Source organism: Pedobacter sp. AK017 (assembly GCF_014200825.1).
GTDB classification, from domain to species: domain Bacteria; phylum Bacteroidota; class Bacteroidia; order Sphingobacteriales; family Sphingobacteriaceae; genus Pedobacter; species Pedobacter heparinus.
Map to the genome: position 1 here is coordinate 1 of NZ_JACHCW010000001.1, position 16,606 is coordinate 16,606.

Sequence of the window (16,606 nt, forward strand, 5' to 3'; positions counted from 1 at the left end):
TAGTTTTGTGCGGCTCCGGTATCCATGGCTGCGCTCAACAGTTTCATTTCGCCTGCAAAGTGCAGTACTTCTATTAAGTTAAAGAGCTTACAGGGCTTGCCCGTACTTTTAAAAACCAGGCAAGCCTGCCGGTCTTTCATTTTGTAAATGCTAAGCAACAATTCATTATTGCCCATTATGTTTAAACGTTAATTTCAATTGAAGGCCCGGTTATGGGATCCAGACCTTCGCTTTTGGGGTATGGCCCTTCCCAAAAGCATTTTCTTCAGCCTCCTCTCACTCCGGTAATTCCAGCGCATACCTGGTCAGGTATTGCCCTGCCACTGCATACAAGCTGTTCCCCAATACCTTAAAACTGCTTATGGGTACATCCTTATATTTGGGCAGGTAAAACGAATAACAGTACACCTGTTTCTCCAGATCGTAAACATCAATTGCCGCACTTTTCCTGAACAGCGTCAGATCCTCATCCTTACCCATCAGTTTCGATTGCACAAACAAATATTTGCCCTGGTTTGAACAGTTTGCATTTACCATTAAAGTGGGCGAAGCAAAAGTGAAGGACTTTTCAGCACGCAGCTGATCTACCTTAAAGCGGGCCGAATCAATCGGGTCTATCGTCTTCAACTTTTTAACCAGATTTAAATTAGTATCTATCAGCAAGATCTCGTTGCGGTAATGGTATACATAGGTCAGCATGTGCAGCTGCCGGTTATACCTCAGCATGCCATCTGTACAAAACAGGCCATCTACCTGCTTTTTAAATATCCCGGTATTGCTCATGCTTTCTCCTGGCACACTCACTTTGCGCAAACTATTCGCCCGGGTATCGGTGTCTATAAAACGGAAAACCATCGTTTGTGTACCCAAAGGCTGCAGCTGTGCAAAGTATGGCGCCTTTATCCAATAAACCGATGCCTTCCAAATCCCGGTTTTGCCTTTCAGGATGCTGCGTTCCAATCCATTGTACAGGTAAAAAGAGCTGGAATCTACATAAGCCTTATAGCTGCCCTTTAACTTTACCTCCTGCCTGTTCAGCTCAAGGTTAATGCTTAAAGTATCCTTTAACAAAGGCCCAACCTTCAGCAAATGGCCTATGGCCGTTCCACTGGCCAGGTAAACGGAACTTCCAGCCTCACCGGCCAGGTAATACGAGTTGTATTTTATATCGATGGCCTTATGGCCTTTAACCACCCCAAGCAGGTTCCTTTTAAAGTTATAGGTAGCAGCGCGCTGCTTAAGCGCATAGCGGATGGTCAGATAAAGAACGGGTAAAGATGATAAAATGGCAACGGCAACAAGCAAGTAGATAAATTTTTTCATAGGCTAATGGATTATGGGATATAAAAGCAAGCTTTGGAATAAACGACCCGCTAATGCAGCGGGCCGTTTAAGGATGTCAAACTAAATTGGGAGATCTAGTTTTGTCTGTACAAGGGAATGGTACAAAGGCCAGTCTCTGTATCCTGCAGATAAGCATCACCACCGGCCAGCAGCTGGCAGGCATTCTGGGTAAAGTTTACATCACAGGTGCCAATTACATTGCCTGGGGTAGTACACTCACCCTGGTCATTGTAAGGCGATCCCAGTAAAACACTTGTTGTTGGTTTTGCAGTCGCAAATACAGTGCTTACGACACATACGGCCGCAATAACGAATGTGAAAAATTGTTTTTTCATTTTTTTGAATGATAAGATTAATGCCTACTCTTTTTTAATCAGGCTTTTCAGCTTCCACCTGTTCAACGCGCATTGAATATTTTTAATACACCTCGTCGTCATGCCTAAAGCGGTCGTCCTTAACACACCCCGTCATGCCGAGGGAAGCGCAGCGACGAGGGATCTCTTGAACTATGCCTAAACAAGAGATCTCTCCCTGCGGTTCGAGATGACGTGTACCAGCATCACGAAACCGGCGGTAAAACCCCAGCCACAACCCTACAACTCCCAACCCCACAAACCCTATATTAAACCACAAATGTTCCGACCATTGCATCTGTTCTAAAACACCACCACAATGGCAAACCGGCCTGTCACTGAACTTCAAGATCGCTATGATGTACAAGCTAAACATGATCATCAAGCCATAACTGGCCCAAAGGGCCGGTAGCAAAGTCTTTCTAAAAGCCAAACCTATAGCAATCAAGATCTCTACACCAGGCACAAGCAGTGCAACCAACAAAGTAAAATCTGATAATATAGGCGATTGCCCCAGCTGCACCTTAAACTTCTGAAAGTCCCAAACTTTACTAAATGCTGCATATAAAAACAGCAGGATAAACAAGTACCTGATGATATCAATCCCCAACAGATACCAAAATCTTTTATTTAACTTCTTCATGAATCAATAACATTAAGCATAAAACAAAAATAGCCTCCCCGAAGGAAGGCTAAAAGTCGATTTAGACCTTGCAAAAAAGTTTGTTAGCCCTCAAAAGAGGACTATTTGGTCCTCCTCATCCGAACAAATCTTCCGGGCTGTTTTTAAACAAGTAGGCGACATTCCAATGAAACTACAGATCTCCTTACTGCTCAAGTTCACGATCTTCTCAGCTCTATATACAATACCTCGTTTACCAACAATACTGCCGGAATTCCATATAAAGCATATCTTTTCTTGCAGTAATTTTGGTTTAAATATATGATTTGTATATTTATTTCAGCATTACAATGAACATGCACTGCTATCATTTCGTTACTTATAAATCAACGCTTTTATGAAAAAAAACTTCTGTACTATTTTACTGCTCTTTAGTGTTCTCCAATTATTCGCCCAAAACCCTCAAAAACAAAACCTGGCGGGTCTCGCTACCATTACCTTCCCTCAAAAACCTATAACGTCAGATACATTGGGGCATATTTTGACCCAGTTTATCGATTCTGTAGCCATTTACTCTACGATAACCAGAGAATTGGATGCTGATATGCTGCTACAGGTCAATGGTAACACATTGCCAGAATTTTATGACAGTACCATCAATGGCTTTTTAGATGCTGCCCAGGGTAAGCTAATTAGTAAAAACCCATTTGAAATCGACGGATTAAAAGGAATAGAAATAGAATTCGTTGCAAGCTCGAACCCCAACCTGCCCGATTTAAGATTTGCACGTTTTATACTTTTAGATAACACCCTGATTACGGTAAATTTTATGACCTTGTCAGAAAACAAGCTGGCTACACAAACAGCCAGAACGCAATTTTTAAACTCATTGACTATAACCGCCGACAAAACCAGCTTAACACAAGGGGTTGATCATCCAGCGGCATATGCCATTGGATCCATAATTGGGAAACTTGCTGCCTGGGCAATTATACTTGGCGTAATTGCAGGAGTTATCCTGTTAATAAGAAGAATTACAACAAAGAAAAAGCGTACTAACAAGGCAGAATTCTAGGGTAGCCAATCTATTCAAATTTAACTCGTATTGTATTTCTTAAAACAGTTTTATTTAGAAATCATCTTTTTTATTAAAGAAACCTGGCCCAGGTGATAGTAGCTGTGTTCAATAACACCTTCAATATTTCGTAAGTAGCTTCCATATTTTTCGTCAACAAATGGCTCGTCCAGCAAATTATCTGGCAATTGTTCAACCTGATTTGCAAATTTTTCAGAATTACTTAAAAAGTCATCCACCAGAATTTTCCAATCCATTTCAGATTGAATTTGCGGGACATCAAAACTATATTTATCACTAATTTCAAGCTTCCCACCATTAAAAATAGGTAACAACCCCTTCAAATAATAATTAACATGAAAGGTTAAAGCTGCAATTGTATTTAGATTTCCAACTTTTTGAATTGCTTGCTCCCAATTTACACTTAAGATTTGTGCTTTAAAATTTGTGTTGGCAATCCAATATCCATTAAGGAGCACCTCACGAAGGCGGTTTGCAATAACTATGTTTCTTTTCATATGACAGAGGACAATTAGAAATATAATTTAAAATAAGATAAAATATTTTTTTCCCAAATTTCCTTAACCGCCCGATTCAATACTTTCGTCTCCACACTATGGCCTATTTGGCGCCAAGCTATTTCCCACTATAATATTCAATAACTCTCTCCTGCTTCTTTGTATAAAAATCGCTCTTCGAAACCTTAGATATCCAATTGTTGTGGCTGTCATACGTGTATGAAGTACTGTCTGTTGGAGAAGTAAAACCTTCCTTTTTGTTAACATAGTAGCTCTCAACTTCATTTCCAAATGCATCATACTTGGTATAGAAATGAGTTCCGGCATCATCTTCAGATTTTTTATAATAATGGGCCTCAATCAGGAACTGATTTTTATCATAAACCTCATCATAATAACTGCTATTATCAAGAGAGGTGCTTCTTACAGTATTTTTAACCGCATCGTACTTTTTTGTAGTTCCCGTAATTTTACCTGATTCTTTTGTTATTTGCGATAGTATCTGTCCCTTTGCATTATAGGTTCGCACCGTTGTCGAATGTACCCCTTGCAATCCAGGAATTGTCAACCGGGTAGTAAAAGTATTTTTAGCCAAATCAGTGATGCAGCTCACTACATATTGCGGCAATTTACTCCCATTGCTATATGCTTTGTAACTAACAACCCTTCCGCTCTCATATCCATAAACATCCCGGGCAGCTTCGTCACCTTTGGCTCTATACTGTATCTTTTCGGTGATGTTTCCCGCCTCATTAAATTTATAAAGGATAGTCAATTCCAATTCGTTTTTTAATGGATCTCCATTTTTTACGCTTTTATACCAGGTCAGTTTCAGTTGTTTTACTTTCCCCTGCAAACGCATGTCTTTGGATGAATTATTATATCTGGTATCAAGATACTGGCTTTTAAGAGATAATGATAAAAGCATAAAAATGGACCAGAGGTAAAGTCTGCTGAGCATTATATTATAGATTTAATCTGCAAGGTAGTAATTTACGTGTGTCTCCCCAACTTGAGGTTCCAAATTGGAACTTCAAGTTTTTATATTCTTCAGATTTCTAGTCTCCACACCATACAACACCGCCAGGTCCTATTCTGCCTCTGCCGCATCTGCCTATACAAATACCATCAAGTCCAAAAGTTGTGAAGCAGATTTAAAAATATAGTTTTGTATCTCTACGGTTTTATTTTTTTTATAGAAAAAATTAGTGAAACAACTGGTAAAAGCCAGATGGAAATTAAGAGATGTGTTGAAAAGTTAATACTTCAAGACTAATCATGCGTATACCCTAGTAACCATCTGGGATACCAAGTTGATGTGCTAATTAATTTCTTATATTTATAATATGAAACTCTTCAAACCCGTAAATTCTGTCGACCAGCTAATTCTTAGACTAGCAATATTTAGTATAATTGAAATTTTATTTTTTAGATTTTTACTAAATTATAGCTGGGTGTTCATTTTCTTCTTTTTGATTATGTCTATTGGATACGAGATCAGTAAGTTCTACTACAGAAAATCAAGAACTAGTTCAAAGCTTTAAGGCTTTTTAAAATTATCCTTTAATTTTTCATTAAAGGTTTAAAGTCCTGTTAACTCATTTAGTTAAAACAGATCTTGATATACTAATATTTAAAAGTTGGCCTAAATCAAAAAAGTTCTTGATTTGGCACTACTCTTAAATTATTTGCCTAATTTCAAATGAAATCACTTATTTATAGTAATGTAATGGAAGAAATAAAGCAAATAGAATTTTCGAAACTAAGACATGCCTACATTACTGTAAAAAATTTTATTGAAAACGAATCAGCTGATGATCTGGAATCACTCAAAACTAAAATTGTAAATGACTTAGGATTAACAGGCGATGACAACTATTTTATGCTAACTAAGTTTGTCGGTAAGTTTGAATTGGAATATTCTGATTTTGAATATGATAAACATTTTCATTCTGAAGCCGAATTGTATGATTCATCAGCCGCGCTTTATAATCTACTAGTTGTATCAGTGTGGCTCCCTCTCAAAACAATAGAATTGTTAACCTTGAATATGATTCGTATTCCTAAGCCATCTTTCTATCAACCTGCAAGACAAGTTTCAGATATGACTTTTAGGGATTTATTAACATGGTATATTGAAGGAAAATATATCCCCGAGAGAAACGTAAGATATGCGATAAGGCAGGGCTTGTAACTATTAACCAACTACATTGTGCACCTTATGGCATCGAGCAGCAGCATAAACCAAAATCTTTTATTCAATATCTACATGAATCAATAGCATTAAGCATAAAACAAAAAAGCCTCCCCGAAGGAAGGCTAAAAGTCGATTTAGACCTTGCAAAAAGGTTTGTTACCCTCAAAAGAAGACTATTTAGTCCTCCTCATCCGAACAAATCTTCCGGGCTGTTTTTAAACAAGTAGGCGATATCCCAATGAAACTACAAATCTCTTCATTGCTCAATCTCCATTCCCCGTCAACAAAAAACTCCGGAAACTTCTCCTTAAACACACAGTAGCGCTGTTTCTTATCCACCATCTGCAGTATTTCTGTTTGCAAATCCTTACGTGCCATTTCGGCTGCCCTTATTTTCTCTGTCAGTTTATAGGCAACAGTATGTCCTTCATAAATATCGTCCATACAAAAATTGCTGATGCTTACCAGTTCACAATCTTCTATCAGCTCTATATACAATACCTCGTTTACCAGGCGTTCCCTAAAAGCTTCCAGTAAAACAACAATACTGCCGGCATTCCATATAAAGCGTATCTTTTTTTCACCTGTTTGTGCATCAATGCTATACAATTTAATCAGGCCTTTTCTAAGGTAATGGGCCTCGGTCATCAGCATATCAGGCTGCAATAGCATATAGCCTTTCCGCTTAAAATGCGGCCTTAAGCTATTCATCAGTACTACAGACAGCTTACCCAGCAAAAGCGGGTTGTCCAATAAAGAGCGTAAGTAATCTACTACCTCCTGTTTCCAGGCTGTCATTTGAGCTTCGGTTAATTTAAATGGTCTTTTATTCATAATTTAATTAGAAAATTTAATCGTTTGTTGTGTTTATTTCCCCCCATGTACAAACGTTCCCTTAAAATCTCCCGTCAATCATTTGAGTTAAGTGTTTTCCATAATCCTTGTTTTTTTAAATGAATAGATATTTATCAGTAATCTTTTTCCAGTTCGGTTATAAAGCCAACTACATCCATTACTACGGCGTAGTAAACCAGGTCTTCAGGGTCCTTTTCCGGTTCAACGGTAACCAGTATCGCAAAGGCCAGTTCCATAGCCTTTACCAGCTCTCCGCTTTGCTGGTATTCCCTGGCCCGCCGCATCAGCACTGTGCTTACCTCTCTTATCCCTTCTTTTGCAATTTCATTTAACTCACCCCAGCGCTGCTGATAAATGATCAGCCCTTTCAGCAGGAAAACTGTTTCCGCGTAGCTAAAGTCTAAAAAACGGAATATCATTTTGTGCAGCAAGATCCGGTCGTCCATGGCATATTCACGCAGGGTAAGCAAATGCCTTTTTCCGGCAATTCTGCAAGTACCTTTTCCAAAGCAGCAATGTATGGCAGTATGTTCATTTATCGCGAAGGGATCAGGGCCAGTAAAATGTTTTTATCAATCATAATTTTTTGGCTACATTGTCAATATTTTGATGAACCTCAACTTTAAAAAACCGGGAGTTGCTTACACTCCCGGCTCCATTATAAACCCACCCGTTTATGAAAGGAGAGACGTTAATTTTACCTTTGTTCAAAACAAGCCAGCAGTCTTTTCTGCAAGCCCATCACTTCTATATTGCTCAACCTTAATTTCTCTTTCAACTCCTCATTCTCCTGGTGTAACACCATTTCATCTTCGTCCAGCAACCAGCAAACCTTTACCTTGAGTATAGTAGCAAGCAGTTTTAACCTGCCTAGTGTCAATTCCGTCTGTGCACATTCTATTTTCGAATAAGCCGGCACAGAAATGTCCAGCTGCGCTGCCATATCGCTCTGTGTCCAGCCCCGATTTTTCCGCAAAGCCCTTAGCTTTTGGCTGATGTTGATATCGAACATGATCATCATTCATTTTTTTTAAGAAGCCGAAACAGCACGCTCATTTACTGCTCCGGACATCTTCACCGTTTAACCAATAATTATTTTATCGTAAAAACATTAAATTCTTCTTTACCACCCCGGCTTTTTTAAAATTCTGTTTGACCGTGTTTATGGGTTTCATATTTTCTCTTTTAAAGAGCCGGAGGGTCACACCTAATCCCCTCCGGGCATCTCACTGTTTAACCAACCTTTGAACATTAACCGATTTTTTCACGAGCTCAGCGTAGCTAATCCACGGTTTTTATTTAACTACTATACTAAACTCCTTTTCTTCTGGTGGCAGGCATTGGCTGTCATCACAGGCCATGAACTCAACTCTGCCTTTTACAACAGACTCGGGATTCTTTAATTTCACCTTTTGTTCAAACACCACTTCCTTTTCAAAGTACAGCACCTCAATCCCGAAGTTCTGGTCAAACATACTTTTAGGTTTAGGTTCTGTCACCTTGCCTACCAATGCATAATCAGCAGAGGGTTCAAAAGTAAAGCTGGTTTTCATTGGCCCGCCCTCCGGCTGGTTTACCGAATACAGGTGCCAGGCTCCGCCAATACTTGCTTTCATATACAGCACTGCTTCCGTTGCAGAAAGTTTTTTAGCGCTGTAACTCCACCTTACCACACCTTGAGCCTGCAAGCCAACCGCAAACAAGCATAAACATATCATCATCAATAGCTTTTTCATTTTGCTTCGTTTAAAAGTTTTTCTAATCCGGCATCCAGCCCTGCTGCATCCCTTATCGGGATGCCGAATTCCAGCATCCGCCCACCGGTAAACAGCGATGCCGCAACCAGTTTTCCTTTACTATCTACCAGTAAGTATGCCGGTACACCCTGCACACTAAACAACTTATGTATTGCCCGGTCTGTATCCCTTCCATGTAGCCAGGGTGTTTTGTCCTCGGCCAATGCTTTCTTCCAGGCTTCATCTTTATCGTCTGCCACACCCATAATGTTAAAGCCTTTGGTATGCCATTTGGCATATAGCTGTTTTAGCTTAGGGAAAGCAGCCCGGCAGGGCACGCACCATGAACCCCAGAAATCTATCAGGGTATATTCTGCTTTTGCTACCGTTTCCAGCATGCGTATTTTTCCGCCCTCAGGGGTAACCATCGTAAAGTCAGGTATTATTTCTCCGGGTTTTAAAACCACTGCCTTCTCCTGTGCCATTACTGTTATACTACATGCCAGTAACAATAGCATCCATAATCTCTTTATCATATCATTTAACTTTTAAAAATTGTGTAATACGTTGATTTAAATCCTGCAGGTGTGCCTTGCTCAATTTATCTTTAGCACGGCTATTGCCAGACCTAATTTGCTGTTGCAAACCCTGCAATTGCAGGCGCACTACCGATGAAATGTCTGTCAGCTTCACTTCCGCACCGGGTCCAGAACCAGCAGGTGCGCCTTTAGCATCAGCAAGCAGGGTCATCAGTTTATCCAGGTAAGCCTTCTGCAAATTCCGGCGGTATATGGTGATTGTTTTGCCACTACCCAACTCACTGAATATTCCACGCTGTAAATCATCCAGCAAATTCTGCATTGTATAAGCCGATGCCGGACTATAGGCTTCAAAGTCGTTCAGTTTATTTAGCGTATTAGAACCCATTAGCCTGGTCAGCGCCTCATCCTGCAAAGTCGAAATGGTAGCGGCATTGCCCAATCCTGTTTTAGCAAACACTTCCTTATTCAGCAGCCACTCAGGTGTATCAAATAGCTGGCGCTGTAAAAAGGCTACAGCTTGCTTTTGTTTAGCTTTGGATACATAAACTACTACCGCACCATTTTCTTCCGATGTTTTTGGTGTAGTCATGACCCCGGCTACATTGGCCAACACATGCCCCATGTAAAGTTTAAATTGCGCCAGCAGCACGTTGTACATCTCGGCTGTATTTTCGTATCCTTCGTTTTCTGTTTTTGTCCAGCTAATCAGGTTCGGCATTATCCTTTTTAGGTTTTTAATACCGTAAGTTCCGGCCAGCATGGCATTATCCCCCAGATCTTCACTCTGGCTGCGCGGATCGTTTCCTTCTTCACTTCCAAACCATAAGCGTTTGTTGCCCGATGTTTTTTCAATTACCCATTTGTTCAGGTAAGCCTTTTCTTCTTCAGGGCTTTTAAACCTATCAGCAGGGTACCATCGGTAAGCCCATTCAATGGCCCATTTGTCGTAATCGTTTATCCTTGGAAAGATTCCTTTTTCGGAAATGCCGTCTTCCGGCTGGGCTACGTAATTAAACCTGGCATAGTCCATAATGCTGGGGGTATGCCCATTGGCTTCTACCCATGCCTTATCACGCAGCTTGTCTACTGGTACAGTTGATGAAGAGCCAAAGTTGTGACGCAGGCCTAGTGTATGGCCTACTTCATGGCTACTTACAAAGCGGATAAGCTGTTCCATCTGCTTTTCATCAAATTGCATTTTTCTTGCTCCTGGGTCTATAGCACTGGCTTGTATAAAATACATGTTCCGCAGCATCTTCATCACATTATGATACCAGTTTACATGAGATTCTAAAATTTCCCCCGTTCTCGGATCACTAATGTGTGGGCCACTTGCGTTAGGAGTTTCAGAAGCTTTATATACAATTGCACTGTTTCTTGCATCATCAATGCTCCAGGTACTATCCTGCACATAGCTAGGTGCAGGTTTGGCTACAATGGCATTTTTAAAACCGGCCTGTTCAAAAGCTACATTCCAGTCATTTACCCCCTGTGTTAGATAAGGCACCCATGCTTTGGGTGTAGCTGGGTCGATGTAAAATACAATCTGCTTTTTCGGTTCTACCAGTTCCCCTGCAAGGTAACGAGCTTCATCTTCCTTCTTTGGTTCCAGCCGCCAGCGGTCAATAATTTGTGTTTTCTCCACACCTTGCGGGTTGGCATCATAGTCTGTATAGTCAGTTGTAAAGTAACCCACCCTTTGATCAAAAGTTCTGCTCCGCATGGGAACTGCTGGCAACAGCACCAAAGAGGTATTCAGTTCTAATGTGGCATAGACAGGCGTCGAAGGTTTCGATAAGCCTGCAATACCGCCAGTTTGTATTTTGCTGTAAGTTTTTAACGTTTTGATCTCTACATTCCTTGGATATGACTTTACAGATTGGATATACGATTTATCGTTTTGAAAACCACTCAATTTCAATCCACTTTTCGTTTGGCTATCGAAATACAACAACTCCGAATCCCCACCAATAAATTCAGTAATGTCAATCAGCTGGCCCTTGCCATTTTTAGAGTGGGCTTTAATTTCAAATGCAGCAGCAATGGCCTGAGCATTGGAATTGTTCAGTGCCTTAAACATCTGCCGAGTACTATCTGCACTGCGCTCCGCATAAGAGATCACCCGCATAAATAATTTATTGGCTGGTCCTTTATCAAAACGGATTACTTTCTTGTTAATCTCGTCACCAGCGTAGCCTGTATTGATTCCACGGGTTTCAGCTGAAGATTTGCTGATCCTGCTGACTAGCAAGATATCTCTGTTTAATAAGCTGTCCGGTATTTCTAACAAATACCTTTCTTTTTGTTTGTGAACATTAAACAATCCGCTATAAACACCTGCTGTGTTGAGAGTGGAATCCTGCCGGCCAGCAGGCACAGCTCTTAACTGCTGCACCTGTTTGCCAGACATGCTTTGCGTTAATTTACGAGGTGGCATGCAAGCGGATAATGCCAGGCAACAGCTGTAAAATAATAGCTTCTTTTTCAAACTTACTATCTCTATCAACATTTTATTATTTCGCATCTTTAATCACCAGTACTTCCATTTCCCTTTCAACTTCAATCAGGTCTAAACCACATTTATTCAGTGCGGTCTTAAAATCTGATGGAGTGCGTGCTGAATATGGATACTTTATTCTGATTCTTTTTAAACCTGTTTCATCGATGATAAACTTCTTGGAGTAACTGTTTATGGCCCCATTCAGCTGACCTATCGTGGATTCCGTTGTACTTTCGTATTCTGTCTCTCCAACTTTATTTGTGATCCTGTAATCGATATTCTGAGTTGGTATTTCCAGTGCATTATAGTTTGAAGATTTGACCAAGGCATAAACAGGCATTTTCCTTTTTTCAATTCCTGCTCGAACTTTGAATTTGCTTTTCAAATCCCCCAATACTATTTTAAACAGTACCGCGTCATTTTCTACTTTTTTATCAGGAATAAACTCATAATTGAACTGGCTATTTTTTATAAATTCATCATAGATCCAATTGTCGGCATGCTCAACTTCGTAACGAGCTTGGTAGCCTCTGGAGACTAAAGATTTGTCAACAACCATTCTTTTTTGACCTGAGAAACCCATTAAGAAAAGATATTCCCTACTTATTTTCGCTAACGCACCGCCAAACATTTCAAAAATGGTAGTATTTAAGGCAAAGACTCGTTCCTTACCCTTCTCATCAGTAACCTTTTGTAGTCCCGGACTAGAATATAAGGAGTCAATATTTCCAATAAGAATCGACCGATATCCTTTGCCTTGCCCTTGATTAGTATTTGAGATTAAAAATGGCTTTTCAGGAGAATAGAAACGACCTTTTACCTCATCTTTCTCACCTCTAAAGTTCAATTTTTTTTCAAGCAGCAGGTCTGCAATATTTTGTTTAGTAAGGGCATGATAGTCCGTCACCCCTAATAATTTTCCGTCTTTGCTTATCCAGACAATAGTTGGCATAGTAACATATGGGAATAGTTTTGACAATTCATTATTATCATCTTCGGCAATTACTGTTGGCACCTTCATTTCCTGATAGGTACCTTTCCATTTATCAATCGCTTCTTTGACTGAGCCACCATTAACTTTCTTAGAAAATCCTACAGGCAGAATCTGCAACCCATCGCCAAATTCTTCCTGAAGCTTGGATAGTTTTGGAAATTGTTGAATGCAAAATCCGCAGGTCGTAGCCCAAAAATCCAGCATCAAAAGCTTTCCTCTAAAATCGGAAACTTTAGCATTTTTTAGTCCTTTTATACCTCCAGCATAAATGTCTCCTAAATTTAAGTCTGGAACCTGCTCGCCAAGCTTTAATGGCTGTATTTCTTTGTTTTCTTGCTGCTTTGTTTGGGAGACAGTGACATTACTGATAAGGAGAAAAGCTGAACATAGCAAAGCCAATTGGAATTTAATTTTCAAATTCTTCATGTTGTGTATATAAATAAATAAATTAAGCTCACAGAATCCACTAACGTGGGTTCTGTGGCATTTCCGGGTGAAAACCTATTACACTTGGCGGTATCAAGTAAGTGTATTTCAAACTATTCGGTGCAAGCGAAACTATAGTCCCATCATCCAGTTTCCTTGTAAGAGTTATGTTACGCCCTTCCGAATTCAATCTTCTTAGGTCACTCCAACGCAAACCTCTAAATACCAATTCCTTTCTACGCTCTACCAGTATTTTATCCAATGCTTCCGCAGCTGTGGTTGCCGTAAAAGGTACCCAGCTGCCATCGTCGACCCACCGTTTAACCATCAACGTATTCAAATCGGCTAACGCTAAGTCTTTGTTTCCCAATCGGGCATAACACTCTGCACGAATTAGGTATATTTCATCCGTAGCTAAGCCAGTAAAAAGAGAAGTGGGTTCCTCGTTTTGCGAAAAATTGTATGTGCCTTTAAAGTACTTTCCACCTAACTGGTTTATATCAAAAAACACAGCTATCCTCTTATCTTTTGCCGAATAAGATCCTAGTAGATCTTCGTCAACTGCACTGGACGCAAAATCAAAGGCCGGTTGTAGTCCATCGTATGCTATCTTGGCAGGCCAAATGATTTCTACATTTCCTTTAGAAAGCACATCCGGCACGTTATAATCTAACAACGTATTATTAATAGCTAGCGAAGCGTTAGCATTTTGTAATGCACTTTCATAATCACCTATTGAAAGGTAAATTCTCGAAAGCAGGGCGTATACGGCATGTTTTGAAGGACGTGTTTTAACACCTGATTGTTCGTGCAGAAGCTCTTTGGCCTCGTTTAAATCTTTGATTATCTGATTGTAGGTTTCCTGAACCGTAGATCTTTTAATCGATTCATCAATATCAATGCCAAGCCGCAATGGTAAACCTAATTGGCTATTGGCTGAAGAAACAGAATAAACAGGCAAAAAGAGTTGTGATAGCTGGTAAAAGTGAAATGCTCTAAGAAATAATGCATGTCCTTTTAAATTATTCCACGCTGTTTGTTCTCCAGAAATGGCCTGAATATCTTTTAACCCATGTAATACTAAATTGGCATTAAAAATAACTGAATAAGGTATATTCCAATTCAGTAGCGCGCCACTTCCCTGAAACCAGATATTATCATTCCATATATATGCATTTTTCGCCGTCTCATCATAAAAAGCGTCAAAAAAGCCTGGTAAAAGATAGTAATCATCTGAACCACTATTTATATTATACGGAGTGCCATAATTCATGCGAGAATAATCATCCAATAGAGACTGGTATTGTCCTACCGTTTTCGGGATAATCAAACTATCATTTGGATTAGCATCAAGAAAGGAGCTTTTTTTACATGCATTGGTAAACAATACTAGTATTAAAACTATAATTGTTAAAATATAATGTCTTGTATTCATCATCATAATATATTTAATCACACCTCTATTAAAAGACTATATCAAGTCCTACAGACCAAACTCTCCCTGGCTTCATGGAAATCTGAGCATTTCCTAAATTAGGATCAATCCCCTGCTTATTGGCTTTCCAGAGCAAGACATTCAGGTTGGACAAATTAGAGTTGAGTATTAATTGTCGGAATGGCAGCCTCAAACCTTCCTTCCTTATCAACGAATATCTTATCTGTATATCTTGTAGTCTGATATGATCACCTTTTTCCATCAATACATCCGAATTACTATAAAAAACAGCTCTATTGCTATCCTCCGGAAATTTAGCAGAAGGCACTGACGTAATCTGTTCATCCCCTGATTTTTGCCAACGCAGTGTATAATCGCTATGTCCTGTCCAGGTATTGAAAAAAGTATTATACGATACACTGCTCCTTCTAATATAATAACCAAATCGGGAAGTTATATTGAAAGAAAGTGTCAAAGCTTTCCATTGAAAGGTACTACGAATACCACCTTGATAAGTAGGAATACTTGGTCCAAAGTAGGATAAATCCTCAAAAGTTAACCCTGTAGTCAATTTACTATAATCTTTGCTAAGTTGTCCGTTAACATACCCTTGTGGATCACCTGTTGTAGGATCTAAACCCGCCCAACGATAAGCATAGTTTGCAAACAGTGGTCTTCCAATAATAGGATTTGCATAAAATCCTGAAGAAATATATGTAGCTATACCTATTGCAGAGGGAGACATTAAATACTTAGTTACTTTTGTGTTTGCATAGCTGAAAATCCAATTGGTTGTCCATTTAAATTGTCTATCTATATTTTTTGTTTGGATATTGATATCGAATCCATTTCCATTCGTATTTGCCACATTGTATGTTAATGATGGGTCTATCGAGCCGAATTGTCCAATGCCTAAAGTTCCATCAATCGGAGCTTGCGCAACTAAGTCTTTATTATTACTAGCATAATACTCAATACTACCTTGAATAACACCATTTTTAAAACTAAGATCTAAACCTAAATTTAATCTGCCGTTTCGCTCCCAGCGCAATCCTTCATTTGGAGGATTTTGAAGCGAAGCAATTGGTACCCCGGTGACCTCACTAAGTCCATCCATAGATATTATTGGAAACGCAACTGCATTTCGATTGATGTTACCGCTGAATCCATATGTCGCCCGTAAATTTAAACGTGGTAACCAAGACAAATGATAAAATTTCTCATTCCCAATTTGCCAATTTGCACCTATAGACCATAAAGGCGTTCCACGCATTTTGGACTTTACCCCAAAAAGGTTTGCTGCATCTTCACGTATACTGCCATTGAAAAAATATCGGTCATCAAAACTATAGCTTAAATTGGTGTAAGAAGATATAAAGCGATCAGTAGTTCCAGTAATCTCCTGAGAATTATTAACAGAACCTGGCCTAAGAAACCAAGGGTTTTGAGGGAAACTAGTTACAAAATCCATTTGACCGTTTACAACGCTTCCATCTTCTTGGTAACCGAATAATGTATAGCCATTTCCTTTTGTCCGGAGGTGTTTAATCTCCCATCCTGCTAATGCGGATACCGTGTGTTTTCCGAAACTGCGATTAAAATTTAGCTGCGCCCTGGCTTGATGTGATACGGAATTGGTGTTATTAATAACCACCCTTCCCCCAATTGGAACCGGATAGCGATTAACAGAATTAGGTTGATAATAACGATTGATCAGAAGTCGCATAGAATAATCTTCTAATTTTGTTAAATCTTCTGATCCATAAACCTGATTCTCAAACTGATATGCTATACCTGCTGTAATAAAGGAAAAGAGCTTATAATTTAAGCCTGTATTGATCAAAAAATCGTTAATACGGGTTTTGTAGTCTCTCGCATCGATCTCATCATAAGGTCGATATTTCATATCGAGCAATTTGTCACGCCCTACTGTATCGGTGAATGCGCTACGGTAATCTTTTACCAATATCAATCCATTTCCTTGGTCATCTACCAGGTCTGCATAAGGA

Annotated in this window: 15 protein-coding genes and 1 pseudogene; 2 read left to right on the forward strand and 14 right to left on the reverse strand. The window is 39.5% G+C overall.

The window, feature by feature from the left end; translation table 11 throughout:
* Positions 1-276: 276 nt before the first annotated feature.
* The 3 genes from HDC92_RS00010 to HDC92_RS00020 all read right to left on the reverse strand — a co-directional run bounded on the left by HDC92_RS00010 (position 277) and on the right by HDC92_RS00020 (position 2,340).
* A complete protein-coding gene (locus HDC92_RS00010; protein WP_183871465.1) occupies positions 277-1,323 on the reverse strand; it encodes a hypothetical protein in 1,047 nt (348 codons plus the stop codon).
* Between the two features lie 95 nt (positions 1,324-1,418).
* A complete protein-coding gene (locus HDC92_RS00015; protein ID WP_183871467.1) occupies positions 1,419-1,679 on the reverse strand; it encodes a hypothetical protein in 261 nt (86 codons plus the stop codon).
* Positions 1,680-1,761: 82 nt separating this feature from the next.
* Entirely contained in the window at positions 1,762-2,340 is a 579-nt protein-coding gene (locus tag HDC92_RS00020) for a MauE/DoxX family redox-associated membrane protein (protein ID WP_183871469.1), read from the reverse strand.
* A 376-nt stretch (positions 2,341-2,716) separates the two neighbouring features.
* Between HDC92_RS00020 and HDC92_RS00025 the strand changes: the two genes are divergently transcribed.
* The gene (locus tag HDC92_RS00025; RefSeq protein ID WP_183871470.1) at positions 2,717-3,394 is read left to right on the forward strand and encodes a hypothetical protein; all 678 of its coding nucleotides are present in this window, start codon (positions 2,717-2,719) and stop codon (positions 3,392-3,394) included.
* A gap of 50 nt (positions 3,395-3,444) precedes the next feature.
* On the opposite strand, the gene HDC92_RS00030 is transcribed toward HDC92_RS00025, so the two are convergent.
* Together HDC92_RS00030 and HDC92_RS00035 are read right to left on the reverse strand one after the other, a co-directional pair.
* On the reverse strand, positions 3,445-3,912 hold the full coding sequence (locus HDC92_RS00030) for a DUF1572 domain-containing protein (protein WP_183871472.1): 468 nt from the start codon (positions 3,910-3,912) through the stop codon (positions 3,445-3,447).
* A 118-nt stretch (positions 3,913-4,030) separates the two neighbouring features.
* Entirely contained in the window at positions 4,031-4,840 is an 810-nt protein-coding gene (locus tag HDC92_RS00035; RefSeq protein ID WP_183871475.1) for a hypothetical protein, read from the reverse strand.
* Positions 4,841-5,641: 801 nt separating this feature from the next.
* On the opposite strand from HDC92_RS00035, the gene HDC92_RS00040 reads away from it, so the two are divergent.
* Complete coding sequence (locus HDC92_RS00040; protein WP_183871477.1) at positions 5,642-6,106, forward strand: DUF1493 family protein; 465 nt, start codon at positions 5,642-5,644, stop codon at positions 6,104-6,106.
* 180 nt (positions 6,107-6,286) lie between these two features.
* On the opposite strand, the gene HDC92_RS00045 is transcribed toward HDC92_RS00040, so the two are convergent.
* From HDC92_RS00045 to HDC92_RS00085, 9 genes and pseudogenes are all read right to left on the reverse strand, one after another.
* Positions 6,287-6,943, reverse strand: a complete 657-nt coding sequence (locus HDC92_RS00045; protein WP_183871480.1) for a Crp/Fnr family transcriptional regulator — start codon at positions 6,941-6,943, stop codon at positions 6,287-6,289.
* A gap of 134 nt (positions 6,944-7,077) precedes the next feature.
* The gene (locus tag HDC92_RS00050) at positions 7,078-7,434 is read right to left on the reverse strand and encodes a hypothetical protein (RefSeq protein ID WP_255484257.1); all 357 of its coding nucleotides are present in this window, start codon (positions 7,432-7,434) and stop codon (positions 7,078-7,080) included.
* Positions 7,435-7,661: 227 nt separating this feature from the next.
* Positions 7,662-7,985, reverse strand: coding sequence for a helix-turn-helix domain-containing protein (locus tag HDC92_RS00055; RefSeq protein WP_183871482.1), 324 nt, complete (start codon positions 7,983-7,985; stop codon positions 7,662-7,664).
* A gap of 274 nt (positions 7,986-8,259) precedes the next feature.
* Positions 8,260-8,700, reverse strand: coding sequence for a protein-disulfide reductase DsbD N-terminal domain-containing protein (locus tag HDC92_RS00060; RefSeq protein ID WP_183871484.1), 441 nt, complete (start codon positions 8,698-8,700; stop codon positions 8,260-8,262).
* Entirely contained in the window at positions 8,697-9,236 is a 540-nt protein-coding gene (locus tag HDC92_RS00065) for a TlpA family protein disulfide reductase (RefSeq protein WP_183871486.1), read from the reverse strand. The genes HDC92_RS00060 and HDC92_RS00065 overlap by 4 nt, the downstream gene beginning before the upstream one ends.
* 1 nt (position 9,237) lies before the next feature.
* On the reverse strand, positions 9,238-11,652 hold the full coding sequence (locus tag HDC92_RS00070; RefSeq protein ID WP_255484260.1) for a zinc-dependent metalloprotease: 2,415 nt from the start codon (positions 11,650-11,652) through the stop codon (positions 9,238-9,240).
* Between the two features lie 103 nt (positions 11,653-11,755).
* Positions 11,756-13,162, reverse strand: a complete 1,407-nt coding sequence (locus tag HDC92_RS00075) for a redoxin domain-containing protein (RefSeq protein ID WP_183871490.1) — start codon at positions 13,160-13,162, stop codon at positions 11,756-11,758.
* A 40-nt stretch (positions 13,163-13,202) separates the two neighbouring features.
* Entirely contained in the window at positions 13,203-14,603 is a 1,401-nt protein-coding gene (locus tag HDC92_RS00080; protein ID WP_183871492.1) for a RagB/SusD family nutrient uptake outer membrane protein, read from the reverse strand.
* Positions 14,604-14,625: 22 nt separating this feature from the next.
* Positions 14,626-16,606: pseudogene (locus HDC92_RS00085) on the reverse strand (SusC/RagA family TonB-linked outer membrane protein); the annotation flags it as partial.

Coding starts and splice junctions, on each gene's coding strand:
- HDC92_RS00010 (WP_183871465.1), bottom strand. CDS start 1,323: ATGAAAAAATTTATCTACTTGCTTGTTGCCGTTGCCATTTTATCATCT.
- HDC92_RS00015 (WP_183871467.1), bottom strand. CDS start 1,679: ATGAAAAAACAATTTTTCACATTCGTTATTGCGGCCGTATGTGTCGTA.
- HDC92_RS00020 (WP_183871469.1), bottom strand. CDS start 2,340: ATGAAGAAGTTAAATAAAAGATTTTGGTATCTGTTGGGGATTGATATC.
- HDC92_RS00025 (WP_183871470.1), top strand. CDS start 2,717: ATGAAAAAAAACTTCTGTACTATTTTACTGCTCTTTAGTGTTCTCCAA.
- HDC92_RS00030 (WP_183871472.1), bottom strand. CDS start 3,912: ATGAAAAGAAACATAGTTATTGCAAACCGCCTTCGTGAGGTGCTCCTT.
- HDC92_RS00035 (WP_183871475.1), bottom strand. CDS start 4,840: ATGCTTTTATCATTATCTCTTAAAAGCCAGTATCTTGATACCAGATAT.
- HDC92_RS00040 (WP_183871477.1), top strand. CDS start 5,642: ATGGAAGAAATAAAGCAAATAGAATTTTCGAAACTAAGACATGCCTAC.
- HDC92_RS00045 (WP_183871480.1), bottom strand. CDS start 6,943: ATGAATAAAAGACCATTTAAATTAACCGAAGCTCAAATGACAGCCTGG.
- HDC92_RS00055 (WP_183871482.1), bottom strand. CDS start 7,985: ATGATGATCATGTTCGATATCAACATCAGCCAAAAGCTAAGGGCTTTG.
- HDC92_RS00060 (WP_183871484.1), bottom strand. CDS start 8,700: ATGAAAAAGCTATTGATGATGATATGTTTATGCTTGTTTGCGGTTGGC.
- HDC92_RS00065 (WP_183871486.1), bottom strand. CDS start 9,236: ATGATAAAGAGATTATGGATGCTATTGTTACTGGCATGTAGTATAACA.
- HDC92_RS00070 (WP_255484260.1), bottom strand. CDS start 11,652: ATGTCTGGCAAACAGGTGCAGCAGTTAAGAGCTGTGCCTGCTGGCCGG.
- HDC92_RS00075 (WP_183871490.1), bottom strand. CDS start 13,162: ATGAAGAATTTGAAAATTAAATTCCAATTGGCTTTGCTATGTTCAGCT.
- HDC92_RS00080 (WP_183871492.1), bottom strand. CDS start 14,603: ATGATGATGAATACAAGACATTATATTTTAACAATTATAGTTTTAATA.